Genomic DNA, 20,249 nt, shown 5'->3' on the forward strand with positions numbered 1-20,249 from the left:
GGCTATCCCAACGCTACGCCTTCGATGGTGATGCGGTGCATTTCGCGGCGGTGACCGTGGTAGTCGTTGTAGGCATAGTGCCAGGTGGCGCGGTTGTCCCAGAAGGCAATGGAACCCTCGCGCCAGTGGAAGTCTTCCTGAAACTCCGGCTTCTGGCAGTGCGCGTAGACCTCCTGAAGCAGATCGCGCGATTCCTCTTCCGCAAGCCCGAGGATGTGCAGCGTGAAACTGGGATTCACATAAATCGCACGCTTGCCGCTGAGCGGGTGGGTGATGATTACCGGGTGCACGGGATCGTCCAGCACGTCCGCCGCCGAGGAATTGCCGATGCGGCCATCGCTGCGGGTGTCCTGCAAGGCTTCGTAGGCTACGGCCTTGCTGCCGAAGATATGGCGCGCGGAATGGACCGCGCGGCGGCCTTCGATCCGGGCCCGGAGCGATTCCGGCAAGCCGTCGTAGGCCGCATACATCGATGCGAAGGCCGTCGCGCCGCCCTCTGGCGGCAATTCCCGCGCCGCCAGGATCGATCCGAGCGCGGGTTCAAGGTCATAGGAATGATCGGTATGCCAGCCGCCGCCGATATTGTGCTGCTGGTCGGGCTCCTTCACCACCAGCGCGATTTCCGGATAGTCCGGATGCGCGGCAAAGAAGCGGTTGATGTTGATCGGGCCCCAGCGCCGGGCAAAGGCGATGTGCTGTGGCTCGGTGATCGACTGGTCGCGGAAGAACACCACGCCGTGCTCCGCGAATGCGCTGCGGACACGCGCGAAGTCTTCGTCGGGAATGGGACGGGCGAGGTCGATGCCGAGAACTTCGGCGCCGACGCGGCCGTGCTTGCGAATTTCAATGGTCATGCCGTGATCTGCTCCGGGCTGACGGAATACGGGGGTAATCGAGCGCCTGCGGCCTGAACGGGATCTGGCCCCGCAGGCACGCGTCATTTCTAAAAGCCGATACGCATCGCATCACCCCTATGTGCTGGGGAACACGAAGCCTGGCGATGTCGCCTTGGCGTCGCGCGCTTTAGCCGTTGGTAACGCGGAGCAAGCTGCTTCCCGATCAAAAGCCGCGGACTGGAAGATGTGCTCCCCGAAATGGGAGCGTGATTGAGACGAGCCAGTATCCCCTCGTCCTGTTTCTCAACCTATTTAATTGACATTGCGGCGTCAAGCGCCCGCGCCGCTGGCAAGAGGCATCCTGCCGCAAACCAATTCTATGGCCGGGCGAAGGCGGTCTTGACCCGCGTCGCGGGGCTTTCGCTCCGCGATCAGGGCGCGTAGCGGGTGAACACGAAGTCGTGACCGGCGGCCCGGGACTGGTGGCAGGACCAGCAGGTCTCATGCTGCGCGGCGTCCACCGGCTGACCGTTCACGAAGCGGCCGAAGCCCCAGCCGCCAGTCGCGGCATAGCGCTTCGAATCCTTGACCATGACCTGCACCGTCGTCGCCGCACCCGGGATCGAGGCGGGAGCGAACTCGGGCGACTGGACGTGCTTCCACGCCAGTTTCACCAGCACCGTGCCATCGGGAAACGGCTGTGTCCCGGCGCGATAGGCCTTCATGGCCGTGGGGTTTCCAAGCGTCGTGCGCAGTTCGTCCAGCGGCGGGGCTTCCTGCGCGGGGGCGATCAGCTCCCAGCTCCGGTATCCTTTGGGAAGCGCGACACCGTAGATCGGGGAGACCGGCGCGGAACCTTCCGCACCGGCCTGAACCCCAAGAACGGCGGCGAGCAGCGCGCTGCTGCCGACAAGCACCATTCGCGAGATGCGCGGCATCACATCTTGTCCACGTCGATCACGGCCTGTGCGAAAGCCTCGGGCGCTTCCTGCGGCAGGTTGTGGCCGATGCCGCCACTGATGAGGCGGAAGGCGTAAGGCCCCTTGAACTTGGCGGCATAGGCTGCGGGATCGGGGTGAGGGGCGCCGTTGGCATCGCCTTCCATGGTGATCGTCGGGATCGTGATGGCGGGACCTGCCGCCAGTTTCGCCTCGTCGGCGTCGTACTGACGCTCGCCATCCGCGAGCCCGAGGCGCCAGCGGTAGTTGTGGATCACGACATCGACGTGGTCGGGATTGGCGAAAGAGGCCGCCGTGCGGTGGAACGTCTCGTCGTCGAAGTTCCAGCGGGGCGAGGCCGTCTGCCAGATCAGGCGCGCGAAGTCTTCGGTATTGGCTGCATAGCCGGCACGGCCGCGTTCGGTCGCGAAGTAGAACTGGTACCACCATTGCAGCTCTGCCTTGGGCGGCAGCGGCTTGGCGTTCACGGCGGGGCTGCCGATCAGATAGCCGCTGACAGAGACCATCGCCTTGCAGCGCTCAGGCCAGAGCGCGGCCATGATGTTGACGGTGCGCGCGCCCCAGTCGAACCCGGCCACCAGCGCCCGCTTGATGCCCAGCGCGTCCATCAGCGCGATGCCGTCCGTCGCGATGGCGGCCTGCTGGCCGTTGCGCGGGGCGGTGGCGGAAAGGAACCGGGTGGTGCCATGGCCGCGCAAGTGGGGCACGATGACGCGGTAGCCCTTGGCCGCCAGAATATGCGCGGAGTCCGCGAAGGCATGGATGTCGTAAGGCCAGCCGTGGAACAGCAGCACCGGGTTACCCTTGGCCGGGCCCATTTCGACATAGCCGATATTCAGCGGCCCGGCATCGATCTGCCTGACCGGTCCGAACGATCCGCCGATGCTGCCGGTAGCAGGCGCCGCTGCCGGGACGGCGGCCGAAGATATGGCCGGGAAGGCGGCAGCGGCCACGGCCGTGGAAGCAAGGCCAAGGAAGTGGCGCCGCCCGGTTTCAATCTTGCCGGGAGGTGGGGTGAAATTCATGTCCGATCATCCTTCCGTGACCGCCGATGCGCGGCCCGCCCTCATTGATTACGGCGAGCCGCCGCAGAGCGCCCGTTATGTGTCATGAGATTGTGTCAGTCAGCACACTTCGATTTGCCGGGGGGAAACCGTGTCAGGAAGCACAGGACCGGGCGAACGCGGGCAAAGTGTGGGAGTTACCGCCGTGCGTCGCGATGATCGCAGACGGCCTCAGGATCGTTTCCCGGCCAGCTTCGCTTGAAAATCGGGGCCGTGCCCCTCTGTCCGGTGCAGTTCCCACGCAAGCCCCTGCGAGAGGGACATGCCGTCCGTCTCCAGCACCAGCTTCTTGATGGCGCGGTTCGACCGCGCGCTGTTGGCAAGGATCGATTGGCACAGTGCGCTGGCGTGCTGCTCCAACTCCCCGTCGGGAACGCAGCGGTTGGCGAGCCCGATGGCCTCCGCTTCCGGGCCGCGACACCGCCGTCCGGTGAACATCAGTTCCATCGCCTTGTATGAACCGACGCGGCGAGGGAGCCGCTGGGTCAGGCCCCAGATCGGCACGAGGTCCCACTTGCTGTGTGTGTCTGCGAACTCGGCCGTTTCGGCAGCGATGATGATGTCCGCCGCCAGCGCCAGTTCGAGCCCGCCCGTAAAGCAATGCCCCTGAACCGAGGCGACGACGGGCACCGGCAGGCCGGCAAGCCGCTCGATAACGTCGTTGGCAAAGCGCTCCACCTCATAACTTTCGGTGGCGGCAAGATCGTCAAGGTCATGCCCCGCGCAGAAGCTGCGGCCATTGGCCTTGAGGTGGACGCATGCCGCGCCTTCGATCCCGTGCCGGAGGTGCTCGCCGAGCGCGGTGAACATCTCGCTTGTCAGCGCGTTCAGCTTCTCCGGCCGGTTGAGCGTGATGGTATGAACGCGGTCCACGACCGCGCAGAGAACGGACGCGCCGCTCACTTCAGGAAGCCGATCTGCTTGAGATCATCGACATATTTGTGGATGAGCCCGGCCGAAATGCCCGGTATTGCATGACCCGCCGCTTCGGACGCGCTCTGGAAGCGTTCGACCGGCACGAAGGACTTCGCCACCGCCGCCTGCGGACGCCGGTAGGGCTCCATGATCGCGAGCAGGGACTGGTGCCGCGCTTCTTCCGGCAAGGCGTTCATCGCCGTTTCAAAGCGCGCAAGCCAGTCGGCATAGCTGTCGATCCGCTCGATCTCGCAGCCCGCCTCGATCATCCAATCCACGAAAGTATCGAGCGACACTCCGTCGTCATGCGGATTGGCGAGGTTGTAGGCGTGGAAGCCTTCCCGGTTGGCAAGGGCGATCGCCGTGATCGCGTCCGCCAGCAAGTCCACCGCAATCCCTTCGTACCGCGCGACGGGGCGGCCGCCGGAGAGGTTCTCGGCATAGAACGTCGCAGGTGCGACACCCGTGATCGCGAGGCTGTAGAGCAGGCGCGTGAACATGTCGGGCACATTGAGCTGGCCCACATAGCGGCTGTGCGCGAGGATCATGCCGGGGCGGAAAACGCTGACTGGCAAGGCGCACACGTCATGCGCCTCGCGCAGCAGCACTTCGCCGGCCCATTTGCTGATGTTATAGCCATTGGCATAGTCATCGCTGAGTTCGGCGGTGGGGATCGCCTCGCGAATATCGCCGTCCTCGCCCACCGGGCGCCCGGCCAGCGCCATCACGCCGAGCGTCGAGACATAGTCGAAATGCTTGAGGCGGCGCGTCAGGGCCAGACGGATCAGTTCCGCCGTGCCGCCGACATTGGCGGTGAACAGCTGGTTGTAGGGCAGCACATGGTTCACATGCGCGGCAGTGTGGGCGATGAGGTCCACGGTTTCGGCAAGACGGTTCCACGTCGCCTCGTCCAGTCCGAGTCCGGGCAGTCCCAGATCGCCCGGAAGCACTTCGAGATGGTCCTTGGCCAGCGCCCGGAAATGGCGAAGCAGCGCGGGATCGCTATCCAGCGCTTCCTCCACCCGCTGCAAGGCCTGTGCGTGATTGGCGCCGCGCGCAATGAGGATCAGCTTGCCGCCGCTCTCCGCCATCCGCTCCAGCCACGAGATAGCCTGAAAGCGGCCGAGGAAGCCGGTGGAGCCGGTCAGCAGCACGGTCCGGACAGTCTCGACCGGGCCCGGAAGGCGGGGGGCGGCGGCGAGTATCTCGGCCGGGATGAACTTCTCCAGCTTGAAGTCGGCGGCACGGATCGTGGTGCCCTCCGCCGCGTGGACCGTCGCGAAGCTCGGGCGGGTGCTGCCCGACCGCAGCGCCTCCACGTAGTCGGCGATCAGGCGCAAGTCGCCGGCGGGATTGATGATGACGCCCACCGGCACCTCGACGCCGAAGATCTCCTCGAGCAGCATCGAGAAGGAGAGGGCGGAAAGCGAATCCCCGCCTAGGTCGGTGAAGCGCGACTGCGGCGTCACATCCGTTTCCGCAACGCCCAGCGTGGCCTTCACCGCGCGGGCGACCGTTTCGATCACCGGCCGATCCGTGCTCCCGTTGCGCAGTGCCCGCAGCTCGCTGACCTGATCCTGTGCGATCTGCGCATAGACAGCTTCAAGGCGCGCGCCATAGCGGTCCTTGAACTTGGGGCGGCTGAACTTGCCGATGCCGGTGAGCAATCCGTTTTCGGAGCTGAACGGCTCGGTCTCGATCAGGAAGTCGCGCGGGACTTCATAGCTGGCAAGGCCATATTCTTCGGCAACCTCCTGCAAGGCGCGGCGGATTGCGGACTTGACCCGATCGGCTGCCTCGCCACCTCGCGCATATTGGGCCGTCAGTTCCGCCGACGGCACTGCGACTGCCAGCAGGAAGGCGCGGTCGCTGCTGCCGTAGACGTAGATCTGACGGATCGCCGGGCTCTGCGTATAGAGCGCCTCCAGCCGCGCGATGGCGACGAATTCGCCTTGCGACAGCTTCTGCACGTTGTTCACGCGGTCGAGATAGATGAGCTGGTCCGGCCCGGTCAACGCCATGACGTCGCCCGAACGATAGAAGCCGTCCTCGGTGAACTTTTCCGCCGTAAGATCGGGGCGCTTGTAATAGCCGTCCATGAACTTGGCGATCTTCACCAGGAATTCGCCGCGCGGATAGGGCTTGTCGGTCGTGAAATAGCCGAGTTCCGGCACGTCGGCGAGCTTATAGTCGATCACCGGCGGACTCTGGATCCTGCCGTCCACCAGCACGGTCGCGGTTGCCATTTCGGTGGAGGAATAGCCGATGGCCATATGGATGCCGAGCATCGACAGCATGAACTGATGCACTTCGGGCGACAGCACCGCCGATCCGCAGCCCACCGAGAGCAATCGGCCGCCCAGCAGTTTTTCGCGCATCTCCAGCTTGATCTCATGCTGGGCAGCGGCTTCTTCGGCGCCCTTGGCGATGCGGCGGTCCACTTCTCCAAGATAGTGCTGGTAAAGCATTTCGCACACGCGCGGGACCAGCGAGGCCATGGTCGGGCGCGCCATGGTGAGATCCTCGAACAGGGTCGAAAGATCGCTCTTCGGCGAACAGAAGCTCATCCCGCCGTTCGCGAGCGCAAGGAAGAGATAGCCATAGCCGACCATGTGGCTCATCGGCATGAAGCTGAGCGTGATCGAGGGTTTTTCCGCCGCGTAGAGCCAGGTGTTGCGGATGGTCTGCTCGGCAATCATCGCGCCCTTGGGGGTGCCGGTGGTGCCAGACGTATAGAACAGCCAGGTCAGCGGATCGTCCTGTTCCGAGACGTGGAGCGGCACTTCGGGCAGCGAGCGGCCGCGTGCGATCACGTCTTGCAGCGTATCGACGACGATCGGGCAACCGGCGGTTTTCAGCCGCTCGCGAGCGGCTTCGAAGCGCTCGCGCTGGGTGTCGTCACGCGGCTCGTAATCGAACACGATCAGGCGCGGAGGGACGGTGCCGGACAGCACCGCCTCAACGGCGGAGTCAATATATTCGATGCCGGTGGCAAGGACGCTCGGCTCCGTCTCGGCAATGATGTCGGCATGCTGGCTGGCTGGAGCGGTCGCCTGCAAGGGCACGTTGACGGCGCCGAGGTAGATGTTCGCCAGCGCGAGCGTGGCATAGTCGGCGCTGGCGAAGCCAAGGATGGCCACGAAGTCACCCGGTTTCACCGGATGCCCGGCATGATGGTGCCATTCCGTCGCGGTTGCTTTCACCCGAGACCACAGCTCGCCGAAAGTGCAGGTTTCGAAATGGCCGAGAATGCGGGTCGATGCACGTCCGCTGCTGGCATCCGTCACGAATTCCCGTGCACGCTGGCCGATGGCGGGGCGGTCGGCATAGCCTTCCATGACGGTCTGCACGACTTGAGCGAGCCGCAGACCCGGTTGCCACTTCGCTTCGGTGACGGCGGCGCGGGGCAGGGCGTCGCGGAACTGCGCATCCTCGGCCACGAGCAGCTCGAAGCGCGCCTTGCCCCAGTCGGTGGTCGCGCCGCCGGTGAACAGCGCGCCCTTGACGGGCGTATCGATCGTAGCCGTCGTCATGCATCACTCCATCATCGTGCCGCCCGTTGGGGGCTTTGCACGATTGGTGACGAGTCATCCGAATGAAAGCAAGTGACTGGTTGCTTGTTTTGGCGAGGGTCGTTTGCTATCGCCGCGCCAGTCAATTTGCTTGTCTCACAGGATGCCCGATGCCGCTCTCTTCCCCCGGCGATACCGAGACTCAGGCTGGGGAATTGTCGCCGCGGCGGGTCTATCGGCCGAGTGCCGAGCGCCGTCAGGAGATCATGGCTGCCGCGCGGGAGGCCTTCGTCCGGTCGAGCTTTGCCGGCGCCCGCACGCGCGACATTGCCGAGGCTGCGGGCGTCAATCAGGCCACCCTGTTCAAACACTTCCCCACCAAGGAGAAGCTGTTCGAGGAAGCTGTGTTGCAACCGTTGATCCAGGCACTGCGTGTCGTGCAAGGCCGGGTCGAGGTCTATCAGGCGGCAGAAACGCCTGAGGAGATGGGCAAACTGGCACAGCCTGCCACCATGCAGCATCTCGCGGCGATGCAGGAAACGCTGCCGCTGCTGGTGACGGCGCTGTTTTCCGATCTGGAGCGGGGGCGGCGGCTCTACCGCGATCACATCGAGCCGCTCATCCGCAAGCGCGGAGCCGTGCTCGAACCGCTGGTCAAGGAGGGCGTGGACCCGGAATTCGTCGGGCTGGCGGGCTTCGGCATGATGTTCGCGGTGGCCATGCAGCAATGGCTGGGTGAACAGCCGGGCGATCTGGCGCCCGTCGCCGAGCAGTTCAATCGCGTGCTCACCGGAGGCTTCGCGCGCAGCGGCAGCCGGTGATCGAGCGTGCCAATTGAGATGTTGCATCGCGGGCGCGCGCCGAAGCGAACGCAATCGTTCTGGAATGGCGCGTGCGCAGTGCTAAGAGCCGGCTGCCTCATCACAGATGCGCCGGGCCGCAGGGCCCGCGCCCGGAATGGAAACGGATAGCATGAAAACCAAACACAGTCTCGAAGCCGCCGACGTCAAGGCGATCCTGGCCGCCGCCGAGGCTGAGGCCCAGGCCAATGGCTGGGCCGTGACCATCGCCGTGGTCGATGACGGAGGCCACCCGCTCGGCCTGCTGCGGATGGACGGCGCTTCTGCCAGCACCGCGCACATGGCGCCCAGCAAGGCGGTCACCTCGATCATGGGCCGCCGCGATTCGGGGAATTACGAACAGATGGTCGCCGATGGCCGCGTGGCGATGCTTTCGGCTCCCTCGCTGGAGGCGCTGCTGGAAGGCGCAGTGCCGATCGTCGTCGATGGCGATTTCGTCGGCGCCGTGGGCGTGTCGGGCGTCAAGTCGCACCAGGACGCGCAGATCGCGCGCGCGGGTATCGCGGCGATTATTGCCTGATTTCAGGCCGCGCCGGCACGGGTCGGCGCGGCTTCCTGAAAGGCGGAGGGATTACCTCCAAATGCCGCTATCTCGCGCATCGCCGAGGTGCTATTGACGTATAGGTGAACTACGCGATTCCCTACCGCTTCCCGATCGGCATCGATCCTGACGACATCGACTTCATGGGTCATGTCAACAATGCCAGCTACCTGAAATGGGTACAGGCGGCGGTGCTGGACCATTGGCGCGCCATTGCCCCGGCTGAGGCGATCGCCCAGCACTTGTGGGTCGCGATCAAGCACGAGATCACCTACCGCAGGCCTGCCTTCCTGGAAGACGACGTGATCGCCACGGTGCTCCTTGAAAAGGTGCAGGGCGCGCGCGCCTTCTACGAAACCGTGATCCGTCGCGGCGAGGAAGTGCTGGCCGAAGTCAAATCGAGCTGGTGCTGCATCGATGCAGACACCAAGCGTCCCGCGCGCCTTGCCCGCGACGTGATCCAGCGCTTTTTCTCGGTCGAGGAAGCCGAACAGGCCTGATTGGCCTGAGCGGCGTGCAGCTTCCGCCAGTATTGGCCCGATCTCGTTAGACGGCTAGGTTGGGTGCATGGCATCCGACCACCCCACAGGCGCGCGCCCTGCCTCCGCCAACTACCACGCCTTGCTGCTGCGCCGACTTCTGCGCGCCAAGGACGGCATGGATGCGCTGTCGCACGAGGATTGGCCGATCCAGAGGCTCGCCAGCGTCAGCGGCGTATCCGAAGCCCATTTCGCACGCTCGTTCCGGCAGGCCTTCGGCATGCCGCCGCACCGTTATCTGATGACCCGGCGGATCGAGCGGGCCAAGGCCTTGCTCCGTGACACCGATCTGGCCGTCACCGCGATTGCCTTCGAGACGGGCTGGAACAGTCTCGGCACTTTCGGGCGCACGTTTCGCGACGTGGTGGGGGAGAACCCGGGCGCCTTCCGGATCCGCGAACAGGCCGCGCTGGAGGGCTTCGGGCGCATTCCAGCCTGCTATCTCAGCGCGGCGCACCGGCCGAATCTCACCATAGCAGTTTTGGAGAAGCGCAGGCAGGAATGCAGCGATAAGTCAGCCGGGTCTCAAGCAATGGAGGTCCCATGAGTGATGCAATTCAGGTAGTCGGCCTATATGTCCGCGATCAGGACGAGGCCCACGAATTCTATGTGGGAAAGCTGGGTTTTCAGGTCCACACAGATCAGCGCAACGGCGACTATCGCTGGCTGACCGTGCAGCATCCGGAGCAGCCGTCGTTCCAGCTCGGCCTGTTCCGCCCGCAAGCGCCGATGCATGATCCAGCCACCGCGCAGGCGTTATGCGAACTGGTGGCCAAGGGGGCGATGCCGCCTCTGGTCATGGCGGTTGACGATTGCCGCGCGACATATGCCCGGCTGCGCGAGCGGGGCGTCGAGTTCACGCAGGAACCCATCGCGCGCTACGGCAATGTCGATGCCAATTTCCGCGATCCGTCCGGAAACGGCTGGAAGATCATCCAGTCGGGCGCGTAATCCGCGGAAATTCCCGCATGCCTCGCAAAATGCGTTTCATGTTCCGCTACTTGTCCTAAAGTCGGCGGATGGATGAAGTCGGCGCGATTGTCGTAGGGGCGGGGGTGGTCGGTCTTGCGGTCGCGCGGGCACTGGCGCTTGCCGGTCACGAGGTGATGATCCTTGAGCGTGAGCGGCAGTTCGGCACGATTACGTCCTCCCGCAACAGCGGCGTGATCCACGCCGGGCTCTACTATCCCGATGGCTCCTTGAAAGCGGCGCTCTGCGTTGAGGGGCGCCGCCTTCTCTACGACTTTTGCGAGGAACGCGGCGTTGCGCACCGGCGCTGCGGCAAGCTCATTATCGCCGGGAGCGAGGAGGAATTCCCCGCGCTCGACGCCGTGATGGCGCGCGGCGCGGCGGCGGGAGTGGACGATCTCGTGCGGCTCAGCCCCGCAGAGGCCCGCGCGATCGAGCCGGAACTGGACTGCGCAGGGGCGATCCACTCACCGTCCAGCGGCATCGTCGACCAGCACGAACTGATGCTGGCATTGCTGGGCGAGGCCGAAGCGCATGGGGCGATGCTGGTATGCGATGCGCCGGTGGGCGATATCGACCGGGTGGGCTCGCATTGGGTGGTGGAAATCGGCGATACGCGGCTATCGGCACCGATCCTCGTCAATGCTGCCGGCTTGGGCGCGCAGGCGCTGGCGCAGACGATAGAGGCGCTCGATCCGGCGCTGGTCCCGCCGCTTTTCTTCGCCAAGGGCTGCTATTTCTCCTATTCCGGGCGGGTTCCGTTCACGCGGCTGATTTACCCGGTGCCGGGGCCGGCCAGCCTCGGCACCCATTTCACGCTGGACCTTGGCGGACAGGCGCGGTTCGGTCCCGATATCCATTGGGTCGATGGGATCGACTATACTGTCGACCCAGCGCTGAAACCGGAATTCCTTGCGGCGGCTCGCCGGATCTGGCCGCAAGTCGAGGAGGAACGCTTGCAGCCCGCTTATGCCGGAATCCGCCCCAAGCTGGCCGGGCCCGGCATGGCAACTGCAGATTTCGTGCTGCAGGGCGAAGAGGTTCATGGGCTCCCGGGCCTTGTCAATCTGTTCGGGATCGAATCGCCGGGGCTCACCGCATCGCTGGCGATTGCCGCGCGAGTGGCGGCGATGGTCGGGCCGCGCGCGTACGGCTGACGGATCTTGGCTTTAGGCCGTGCGAAGACTGCCAATTTCGCATAAGCTGTTCCAGATACTGCCAATGTGCTGACAGATCGCAGGTACACGTCGGGCAGACACGCGCTACGATCCAAGTTCTCGATTCCCTGAATACCGACAGAACCCGTCCCCCGGTTCACAGGCAGGATCCGATACCATGGAGGAAGAGGCAGACACGCCGTTTGTTTCCACCGGGCACCTTCCTCCTTCGTCGCAGGTGCAGCGCCTGATCGAGCGGTCTTACGACCTGTTCCGGCACAATGACGATGGCGCCTGCTCGCGGACTTATCCGGCACTTGCACGCGTTCCCCGCGAATTGTTTGGTCTCTGCATGGTGGGAACCGACGGCTCCGTTCACGCCGTGGGCGATGCCGATCATGACTTCACGATCATGAGCGTCTCCAAGCCGTTCGTTTTCGCTCTGGTGTGCCAGCAGATCGGACCGGCGGCGGCGCGGGACAGGATCGGCGTGAACGCGACCGGCTTTGCCTTCAATTCGGTAGTGCCGTTCGACATGAACGTCGATGGACGCACCAACCCGATGGTCAATTCCGGCGCCATCGCCACCACCAGTTTGGTGCCCGGCGCCACGGTAGAGGTGAAGTGGGCCTTCGTTCTGGACGGCCTTTCGGCATTTGCCGGACGGGAACTTGCGCTGAACGCCGAAGTACTGGCCTGCGCGCGCGAAACCAATCTGCGCAATCGCGGCATCGCGCAGCTCCTGCACAGCAACGGGCGCGTCTATTGCGATCCGATGGAGGCGCTGGACATCTACACGATGCAGTGCGCGCTCGATGTTACGGCGAGGGACATTGCGGTGATGGGCGCCACGCTTGCCGACGGGGGTGTCAATCCGGTGACCCGCAGGCGCGTCGTCGACCAGATGACATGCCATTACACTTTGGCCGTAATGGCGACGGCGGGGCTCTACGAAACCTCGGGAGACTGGCTCTACGAAATCGGCCTGCCGGGAAAGAGCGGCATCGGCGGCGGCCTCGTGGCGGTATCGCCGGGCAAAGGCGGGCTCGGGACATTCTCCCCGCTGCTGGACCCGGCGGGAAACAGCGTGCGCGGCCAACTCGCGGCGAAATACCTGTCCGGGCAGCTTGGAATGGACCTGTTTCTTTCGTCCGGGCCCGAAAACTAGGGCTCGTCTCGTCTCTCGCAGCAAAGGAGTGCATATGACCGACGCGCCGCCGAGGATCGATCAGGACGAAAAGCGATCATGGGTCCCCATGGTCGCGATTGCGCTGGCGCAGGCGATGATGTCCTACAATGTGGCGTCGCTGCCCGTCGCGATGGGCGGGATGGTCGAATCCTTCGGCGTGCCGCCCACCACGGTGGCGACCGGAATTGTCATGTATTCCTCGATCGTGGCCGGTTTCGTGATGCTGGGCGCGAAGCTCAACCAGCGGTTCGGCTCGGTGCTCATTTTCCGCACCATGGTAATCCTGTTCGGGCTGGCACAACTGGTAATGACGCTGAGCCCATCGGCCAGTTTCATGATCTTCGCGCAGGCGCTCAGCGGGGCGGCGGCAGCGGTACTCGTTCCCGCGCTGGTGGCGCTGATCGCGGAGAATTACCGGGGCGTGCAACAGGCAATCGCGCTGGGTACGTTGGGATCGGCGCGGGCAGGAGCGGGCGTCTCGGCATTCCTGATCGGCGGTTTTCTCGGCACGAATTTCGGATGGCGCCCGGCTTTCGCGCTCATGGTCATCCTGGCCGTGGTGATCTTCCTGCTGAGCTTTCGCCTGCGCAAGGACAAGGGCGATCCCGATATCCGGATCGACGGCGTCGGTGTGGTGCTTGCCGCTGCATCGATCCTGTCGATCACGTTCGGCCTCAACAATCTCAACGGGTGGGGCACTGTGACGGCGACCCCCAATGCCCCGTTTGCGGTGCTGGGCCTGTCACCCGCGCCGTTCCTGATCCTTGTGGGCGTGGTGCTTGGCCAGACCTTCTTCCATTGGACCCGCCGGCGGGAACGGGCCGGGCAGACGCCCTTGCTGGCGCTGGCCGTCATCGATTCACCGCTGGAGCGCGCTGCGGTCTACGCCATGTTCGCGGTGGTCGCACTGGAAGCGATGCTGAATTTCACGATTCCGCTCTACATCCAGATCGTGCAGGGCCGTTCGGCCTGGGCGACAACCGTGGCGATGCTGCCGTTCAACCTGACGGTGTTCTTCGCCGCGATTCTTGTCGTGCGTTTCTACAAGCGGCTTACCCCGCGCACGATCGGCCGATTGGGCTTTTGCTTCTGCACCGCCGCGCTGCTTTGGCTGGCCTTCGTGGTTCGTAACGACTGGAGTTCGGGGCCGGTGCTGATCGGGCTTGTGGCTTTCGGAATAGGGCAGGGCGCGCTGGTAACGCTGCTGTTCAACGTGCTGGTCACGGCTTCTCCCGCGTCGCTGGCGGGCGACGTGGGCGCCTTGCGCGGCACGACGAACAATCTGGCCAGCGCCGTGGGGACGGCCGTCGCCGGGGCGCTGCTGGTCGCGCTGCTCAGCGCGACTGTCATGACCCGCCTGGCCGGAAGCCCCATTCTGACGGAGGAGGTGGCCTCGGAGCTTGACCTTGGCAACATCAACTTCGTGAGCAACGATCATCTCGAAACCGTTCTGGCAGATACCACCGCCTCGCCAGAGCAACGTGCGAAGGCGCTGCTCATCAATACCGAGGCGCGGCTCTGGGCGCTCAAGGTCGGGCTGCTGCTGATGGCGGGGATCGCGTTCCTGGGGATCGTGCCGGCGGGTCGCCTGCCCGATTACCTTGAGGGTGAAGTTCCCGATCCATCGCCGGATTCCTGACTGCGCGCTTCCCCGCCGCGATATCTGCGCGCCCGGATTGCGCAGGGGCCTGAACATGGCGAGATGAGGGCATGACGATACCTCCTCTCGACCATGTCGAAGGCGACGCGACCGGGCTGACGATCCCCGCGCATACGGCGGCGCTCACGGCGGCGGGCCCTCGGTTCCTGACAAAGGCCATGCGCGCCTTCGGCGTGCTGGGGCCAGACAATGCCGTTCGCGAGATCGTCCGGATCGAGCCTTGCGCGGGCGGCAGCACGGGAGAGAAGTGCTTCCTGTCAGTCACGTACGAGCAGCCCGATCCCGCGCTCCACAGTGAGCTTTTCGTGAAGTTCTCGCGCGATTTCTCGGATGCCGGGCGCGACAATCGCGGCAAGCATGAGATGGTCGGCGAAGTCCGCTTCGCCCGCTATGCCGCGCGCCATCCCCTGCCGGTACCCACGCCCAGGACCTACTTCGCCGACTATAACGCGGCGAGCCACACGGGCATGCTGATGACCGAGACGATCCCCTTCGGCTATGCCGGTATCGAGCCGCAGCACCAGAAATGCATGGATCATCTGCTGGGCGAGCCGCTTGCGTACTATCGCGTGATCGTGGAGGCTCTGGCCCGGATCGCGGCGATCCAGTGCCGGGCGGACGAGGCATCCGCCATCGAGGCGGTGTTCGCTTACGACGCGCAGGCTCTGGTCGACTCGACCGGGCTGCAGATCACGGCGAGCGAGGACGAACTCGGCAAGAAGCTGGCCGAACTGGCCGCTTTCGCAGAGGAGTGCGGACATTTGTTGCCCGCGACTTTCGCCTCGGAAACCATCGCCAAGATCGCCCGCGAGGCGCCGGCATTCCTGCGTCGGCAGGAGGCGATTAGCCGATTTCTGACGCAGCCCGGACCGCTGATCGCGCTGTGTCACTGGAACGCCAATATCGACAATTGCTGGTTCTGGCGCGACCGGGAGGGGCAATTGCGCTGCGGGTTGATGGACTGGGGCAATGCCGGCCAGATCAACCTCGCCTTCGCGCTCTGGGGCTGCCTGAGCGGCGCGCCTTCAGAGATCTGGATCGATAATCTCGACGAATTGCTCGGCCATTTTGCCGCCACTTATAAGGCTGCGAGCGGTGCAGAGATCGACGCGGACGAACTGCTGCTCAACTTGCAGCTCTACATCAGCTTCATGGGGCTATCCTATTTCCTCGACAGCCCGGCGCGCATCCGGGCGCGGACGCCCGATTTGCACAATGCCCGCAGCTATCGAGACCCGCTGGTCACGCAAGATCAGAGCACGCGCAACCAGCTTCACATGCTGGGCAATGTGCTGACCGTGTGGCAGCGCTTCGGTCTTGGCGCGAATGCCTTGCCGAAACTGCCGGAGAATGCCGGTTCTTAGACTTACTCGGCGGGCAGGTCAGCAGCCATGGGGCGCCGGGCCTGCTGCCAACGCTGGTAACCCAGCACGGCAAGTGCGACCATCGCCGCATAGAGCCCCGCCGTCAGCCACAAGCCCTTGAAAACGAACATCCCGACATAGAGCACGTCCGCCACGATCCACAGCAGCCAACTGGCCGAATGCCGCCGCGCCGTCCAGTACTGGGCGACAAGGCTGAAGCTGCTCAGCGTCGAATCCATCCAGGGCAGCGCCGCGTCGGTATAGTGGCTGGTGAACCAGCCGATGGCGACCGCGCCCACGGCGCCTGCCGCCAACCCTACGCAGGCCTGCAAGGGAGGCAGCGGCTCCACGACGACTTCTCCGGCATCGTGCTTCCCCCGCGCCCAGACCGCCCAGCCGTAGAGGATGGCAATGCCGAACAGGGCTTGCAGCACCATGTCGGCATAGAGTCGGACATCAAGGAACAGCTTGAAGTAGAGCGCACAGGCGAGAAGGCTGACCGGCCAGCACAGCATCCAGCGTTTGGCGGTCAGCCAGATCCCGAGGAAGCTGACGACGACGGCGATGATTTCCAGTGCCGACATCAGGCGAGTGCTCCGTTTTCCAACGCCATCAGGAAGTCCCGGCCCGGCGGGGAGCGGAACCATTCCGCGTGATCGACAAGATAGTCCTGCCACGCCAGCATCGCCTGATCGCCATCGCCCAGAATACCGGCGAAATAGTCGATCTCCGATAGCGCGAATTCCACATGCACGAGCGGCAGCAGGCGGACGAGAGTCTCGATTTCGGCGCGGGTTAGCGGCAGCACCGTCTGATAGCCCGCAAGGAGCGCAAGGGCGGCTCCCGCATCGGCCGCGCCTTTGCCCAGTTCCAGCCACGGAACTGCGGTGCGCTCGATGGCGGTGGCCAGATCATGGAGCGCACAGGTCCGCGTCGCCAGCCCGAAGTCGATCACCGTGCTCACCGTGCCCTCGGGCGACCAGAGCAAGTTCGAGGGGTGCCAGTCGTTATGCGTCCAGAGCGACGGCTGGCTCTCCAGCCGTTCGGCCAGTCCGCTGCCCAGCATCGCGAACAGGAGGGCCAGTTCCTCGCGCCACGGCATGTTCGCAAGGAACCCGGCGATCGCCGGACGGGCGGCCACATAGGCCTCGGCCGCCGCCAGAGGATCGCGCGAGGGCACGATAGTGAAGCTCGCGATCAGCGGATGGCGCCCGCGCGCAGGCGCCGCGAAATCGCGCGCGGCCAGATGCAGCCGCCCCAGCGCCGCGCCCGCCTCATGGGCGTGGTCGTGCGAGAGGAACGGCGTCCACGATTGCCGGTCGCGATAAAGATCGATGCCGGGCGCCTTGCGGTGGAGTTCGTAGCTCCAGTCCCCCTGCATGACCGCGCCCGAGCCGTCCGACGCCGCCATGACTTCCGGCACCGTCACGCCTGCAGACCGCAAGTGGGCCATGAAATCGTGCTCTTCCGCCAGCGCGAGCGGGGTGCGTAGCCGCCGGTGGTGGCGCTTGAGCAGGAACTCCCCTTCGCTCGCCTGCACCAGTGTCGCCGCCGAGAACGGGCGCGGCGAGTGCCAGTGCAGTGCGGCGAGGCGCCCGGCGGCCGGGAAATGGGCGAGGATCGCCTCGGCCTCGGCCGCCGTGATGGCGGGCCAGTCCGGTGTCTCCAGATCCATGCCCATGCCATGCACGAGATGGGGCGCCGCGCCGCTCATGGTCAGAACGCGCGCGAGAGCGTCACCACGAAGGCGCGCCCGCTTCCGATATAATAGGCCGGCGCGAAGCCGGAGATGAGCGTGCCGTTGCGGCCAAACGTGTCCTGCGCATTGCTGCTGACGGTCTGGACGCCGGAGAGCACATGCGGGTTGGTCACGTTGATCGCATTGAGGCGCAGGTCCATGCGCTGGGCATCGATCAGCCCGGCCAGATGCACGCCGACCGAGAGATCGAGCGTGGCATAGCCCCTGATGCTCTCGTCGTTCATGAACGTCGAATACTGGCGTCCGACATACTTGAGCGCGGTGCTGCCGAACAGGCGTCCGTCGTCGTACGTGCTGCCCATGCCGAACTGGAACGAGGGGCTCGATACGGCGCGCTTGCCCTTGGTCGGCAGGAAGTCGCCGCCGACGGGAAGGTCGTCGTCCAGCCGCGCGTGGAGATATTCGCCCGAGACATAGACGCTGACGCCCTTGGCCGGGCGATAGTCGATTTCGCCGTCCAGACCGTAGGACGTCTGGCTGCCCGCATTGATCGTCGAGTTGACCAGCGCCCCGCCGTTGTCGATCACGGTCGCCACCTGCCGGTTGCGGAAGTGATAGTGGAAGGCCGTCAGCGAGAACGACAGGCTGGGGCCGATGTAGCGATAGCCCAGTTCCTCGGAGACCGAATACTCGTTCTTGAGCGCGTTCGTGCCCTGGCTGACGAGTTCATCGCCGTAATAGGTGTCGTAGAGCGTGAACTCGTTCGGCGAGCGGAAATTGGTGGTGACGTTGGCGAAGATTTGCTGGCGGTCGTCCAGCCGGTAATGCACGGCGGCGCGGGGCAGCGCGGCAGAGCTGTTCAGACGCACTTTCTGCTGCGGGCCGGGCAGGTAATTGTCGCCGTTGCGCAGTACGTTCACGCCCTTGAAGCCGATCTCCACGCCAAGGCGCGGGGTGATCGTGATGCTGTCGGCCAGGAAGAAGCCCTTGGTCACCGTTTCGGTGCGGATGTTCTCGTAAGCGAGCAGGCGGCCGTCGGCGGTCCGGATCGCGTTGGCCTGTCGGCCCCACGGGTCGGTCGGACGGCCGTCCGCATCGATGGAGGTGTAGGACTGGCTGACGCGGTCGGTGCCGTAATCGAACCAGAGCCCGGCGGTGAACCGGTGCGCGCCCGTCTCAAGGGTCAGCTTGCTGACATTGCCGCCGCGAAACTGGTTGCCGGTGTAATTGCCGAGCACGGTGGCGACGCCGTCCACGGCGCCGGGCAGCGCGATCGGCTGCGTCAGTTCCTCGGTGCCGAGGAAGTTGCCGGTCTCGGTCAGCTGCGTGCCGTAGGGCGAATTGCCGTATCCGAACTGGAGGTAGCCGGTGCTGTCGAAGGTCAGCGCATCGCTCAGCTTGAGATGCAGCGGCGCGGCGACATAGAAGTTGCGGAACGGGCTGCGATAGAGGCGCCAGTAATTGGCGTCGCCGTCGGTATAGCGCTTGTCGTAATTGAAGCTGCGCCCGTATTCCTGCCACTCGGCCAGCGTGGGGCTGGGATAGGTCGATGTCTTGGCCTCGTTGAAGGACAGGGCGATGCTGGCGCGGTTGCCGTCGCCCCATTCGCCCAGCAGCTTGGCGTCGACGTGCTGGCGCGTGTCGTAGCCGGCACCGCGCCAGTTATCCGCGCGGTTGTTCGAATAGGAGACGAAGGCCTTGAGCCCGCTGTTGCCGATCTCGCCGCTGTCCAGCCGAGCAAACACGCGCCGTTCGTTGTAGGAACCGAGCGAGAGATTGACCAAGCCGCCGCGCTGCGCCTTGGGATCGTCCAGCGACAGCGAGAGCAGGCCGCCCGCCGTGCCCACCAGCGGGGCATCGATATCGACCGCGCCTTGCGCGAGCGAAATCTGCCGCACGTTCTCGGCATCGGCGAACTGCGAGGGATAGGCATAGTAATAGCCGATGTCGTTCTGCGGCGCGCCTTCCATCAGGACGCCGATCTCGTCCTGCCCCAGTCCGCGCAGGGTCAGGCTGGAACTGGTCGACAGGCCATAGGGATCGCTCGACGAGACATTGGCGCCGGGCAGCAGATTGACCAGCTGGAACGCGTTCAGCGTCGGCGCCTGCTTGACGATGAAGTCGGCCGAGATCGCGCTGATGGCCTTGGGCGCGGTCTGGTCCGGCAGCAGGCCTTCGGGATCGGGGTGGCCGACGACCTGGATGTCGCGGGGATTGGCATCGTCTGCCTCGGCCGCCGCCGGGGTCGCGAGAAGCAAAGCCGGGAACGCCAGCGCCGCTCCCCCGAAATACGTAAAACCACCGGCCATCGTCTCGTATCCACTCCACATGGAGAGACAACGGACGCACCGCCATCCCTCCCTACGCCGGTATCAACCGGATCAGGTTCAGCGGGTCGCGGCCTGTTGACCACCTCTCAGCCGCACGTCAGCGGCCCCCCGGGGAAAGGGGCCCTCTAGGCGGTCGGATGCGAAGAGGGAAGTCTTATTGAAGGGAGACGGTGCACATCGCCTTCGCGGCGCGCACGAAGGGCCGAGCTGGAGACGGACTTCCGGCCCGGCCTTTTGCCGTGCAGTTTACAGTGCTTGGATGGGGTTTTCAGTAGGCGGAGAGAAACCGCGCGGACTGCATGGGGCCACCGGCGCCTTCACGGCGGATGGTGCAGAGCTTGCGGGCGCCCTGCCAGAGTTCGGCGGTGCACTTGGCGGCTTTGCGGTGCGCCACGATCAGCGCTTCGGCCAGATCGCTGGCGCCAAAATCGAGGCGCCGCGCGCCTCCGTTCCCGTCGTCCAGGAACTTCAGGGTATAGATCTTCATCCAGACTCCTCCATCCGCGCGGGGCGTTCGCTCCTTGTCGCGGAGCATGCGTTTAGCGCCTCAGCGCGTCATTTCCGAGACACTCCTAGCCGACTTGCGGCGGGCTGTTTCGAAAGAACGATCTCCCGATCGAACCCCCGAGAGAAGCCGAATGCCTGCGACAGACCT

At 64.9% G+C, this 20,249-nt stretch carries 18 protein-coding genes and 1 riboswitch; of the genes, 9 read left to right on the plus strand and 9 right to left on the minus strand.

What is annotated here, in order from left to right; genetic code table 11:
• Nucleotides 1-2: 2 nt before the first annotated feature.
• The 5 genes from AC1VVK_RS21340 to car all read right to left on the minus strand — a co-directional run bounded on the left by AC1VVK_RS21340 (nt 3) and on the right by car (nt 7,307).
• Nucleotides 3-854 (minus strand): TauD/TfdA dioxygenase family protein, encoded by an 852-nt coding sequence (locus AC1VVK_RS21340; RefSeq protein ID WP_482905208.1) that lies wholly within the window; start codon nt 852-854, stop codon nt 3-5.
• A gap of 413 nt (nt 855-1,267) precedes the next feature.
• On the minus strand, nt 1,268-1,774 hold the full coding sequence (locus AC1VVK_RS21345; protein WP_482905209.1) for a cytochrome P460 family protein: 507 nt from the start codon (nt 1,772-1,774) through the stop codon (nt 1,268-1,270).
• A complete protein-coding gene (locus AC1VVK_RS21350) occupies nt 1,774-2,820 on the minus strand; it encodes an alpha/beta fold hydrolase (RefSeq protein WP_482905210.1) in 1,047 nt (348 codons plus the stop codon). Before AC1VVK_RS21350 ends, AC1VVK_RS21345 begins: the two co-directional genes overlap by 1 nt.
• Nucleotides 2,821-3,030: 210 nt before the next feature.
• Nucleotides 3,031-3,762 (minus strand): enoyl-CoA hydratase/isomerase family protein, encoded by a 732-nt coding sequence (locus AC1VVK_RS21355; RefSeq protein ID WP_482905211.1) that lies wholly within the window; start codon nt 3,760-3,762, stop codon nt 3,031-3,033.
• Nucleotides 3,759-7,307, minus strand: coding sequence for a carboxylic acid reductase (gene car, locus AC1VVK_RS21360; RefSeq protein ID WP_482905212.1), 3,549 nt, complete (start codon nt 7,305-7,307; stop codon nt 3,759-3,761). The genes AC1VVK_RS21355 and car overlap by 4 nt, the downstream gene beginning before the upstream one ends.
• A 149-nt stretch (nt 7,308-7,456) precedes the next feature.
• On the opposite strand from car, the gene AC1VVK_RS21365 reads away from it, so the two are divergent.
• From AC1VVK_RS21365 to AC1VVK_RS21405, 9 genes are all read left to right on the plus strand, one after another.
• Nucleotides 7,457-8,107 (plus strand): TetR/AcrR family transcriptional regulator, encoded by a 651-nt coding sequence (locus AC1VVK_RS21365; protein ID WP_482905213.1) that lies wholly within the window; start codon nt 7,457-7,459, stop codon nt 8,105-8,107.
• 151 nt (nt 8,108-8,258) lie between these two features.
• Nucleotides 8,259-8,666: a GlcG/HbpS family heme-binding protein gene (locus AC1VVK_RS21370; protein ID WP_132386049.1), complete on the plus strand. Its 408-nt coding sequence runs from the start codon at nt 8,259-8,261 to the stop codon at nt 8,664-8,666.
• A gap of 104 nt (nt 8,667-8,770) precedes the next feature.
• On the plus strand, nt 8,771-9,187 hold the full coding sequence (locus AC1VVK_RS21375; protein WP_132386050.1) for an acyl-CoA thioesterase: 417 nt from the start codon (nt 8,771-8,773) through the stop codon (nt 9,185-9,187).
• Nucleotides 9,188-9,254: 67 nt separating this feature from the next.
• Nucleotides 9,255-9,773, plus strand: coding sequence for a helix-turn-helix transcriptional regulator (locus AC1VVK_RS21380; protein WP_482905214.1), 519 nt, complete (start codon nt 9,255-9,257; stop codon nt 9,771-9,773).
• A complete protein-coding gene (locus tag AC1VVK_RS21385) occupies nt 9,770-10,177 on the plus strand; it encodes a VOC family protein (RefSeq protein ID WP_132386052.1) in 408 nt (135 codons plus the stop codon). Before AC1VVK_RS21380 ends, AC1VVK_RS21385 begins: the two co-directional genes overlap by 4 nt.
• A gap of 68 nt (nt 10,178-10,245) precedes the next feature.
• Nucleotides 10,246-11,352, plus strand: coding sequence for an NAD(P)/FAD-dependent oxidoreductase (locus AC1VVK_RS21390; RefSeq protein ID WP_482905215.1), 1,107 nt, complete (start codon nt 10,246-10,248; stop codon nt 11,350-11,352).
• 178 nt (nt 11,353-11,530) lie between these two features.
• Nucleotides 11,531-12,520 (plus strand): glutaminase A, encoded by a 990-nt coding sequence (gene glsA / locus AC1VVK_RS21395; RefSeq protein ID WP_482905216.1) that lies wholly within the window; start codon nt 11,531-11,533, stop codon nt 12,518-12,520.
• Between the two features lie 34 nt (nt 12,521-12,554).
• Entirely contained in the window at nt 12,555-14,180 is a 1,626-nt protein-coding gene (locus AC1VVK_RS21400) for an MFS transporter (RefSeq protein WP_482905217.1), read from the plus strand.
• A gap of 71 nt (nt 14,181-14,251) precedes the next feature.
• Entirely contained in the window at nt 14,252-15,565 is a 1,314-nt protein-coding gene (locus tag AC1VVK_RS21405) for a hypothetical protein (RefSeq protein WP_482905218.1), read from the plus strand.
• Nucleotides 15,566-15,567: 2 nt separating this feature from the next.
• Here AC1VVK_RS21405 and pnuC read toward each other — a convergent pair whose 3' ends face one another.
• From pnuC to AC1VVK_RS21425, 4 genes are all read right to left on the minus strand, one after another.
• Nucleotides 15,568-16,149 (minus strand): nicotinamide riboside transporter PnuC, encoded by a 582-nt coding sequence (gene pnuC / locus AC1VVK_RS21410; RefSeq protein WP_482905219.1) that lies wholly within the window; start codon nt 16,147-16,149, stop codon nt 15,568-15,570.
• Complete coding sequence (locus tag AC1VVK_RS21415) at nt 16,149-17,279, minus strand: phosphotransferase enzyme family protein (RefSeq protein WP_482905220.1); 1,131 nt, start codon at nt 17,277-17,279, stop codon at nt 16,149-16,151. The genes pnuC and AC1VVK_RS21415 overlap by 1 nt, the downstream gene beginning before the upstream one ends.
• Before the next feature lie 2 nt (nt 17,280-17,281).
• Nucleotides 17,282-19,573 carry a TonB-dependent receptor gene (locus AC1VVK_RS21420; protein ID WP_482905221.1) on the minus strand — a complete coding sequence of 764 codons (2,292 nt, stop codon included), beginning with the start codon at nt 19,571-19,573 and terminating at the stop codon, nt 17,282-17,284.
• A 32-nt stretch (nt 19,574-19,605) separates the two neighbouring features.
• A riboswitch (TPP riboswitch) is annotated at nt 19,606-19,715 on the minus strand.
• Nucleotides 19,716-19,862: 147 nt separating this feature from the next.
• Nucleotides 19,863-20,081, minus strand: a complete 219-nt coding sequence (locus tag AC1VVK_RS21425) for a hypothetical protein (RefSeq protein ID WP_132386059.1) — start codon at nt 20,079-20,081, stop codon at nt 19,863-19,865.
• Nucleotides 20,082-20,249 lie beyond the last annotated feature (168 nt).

It is taken from the genome of Novosphingobium sp. BL-S-32 (assembly GCF_056857055.1).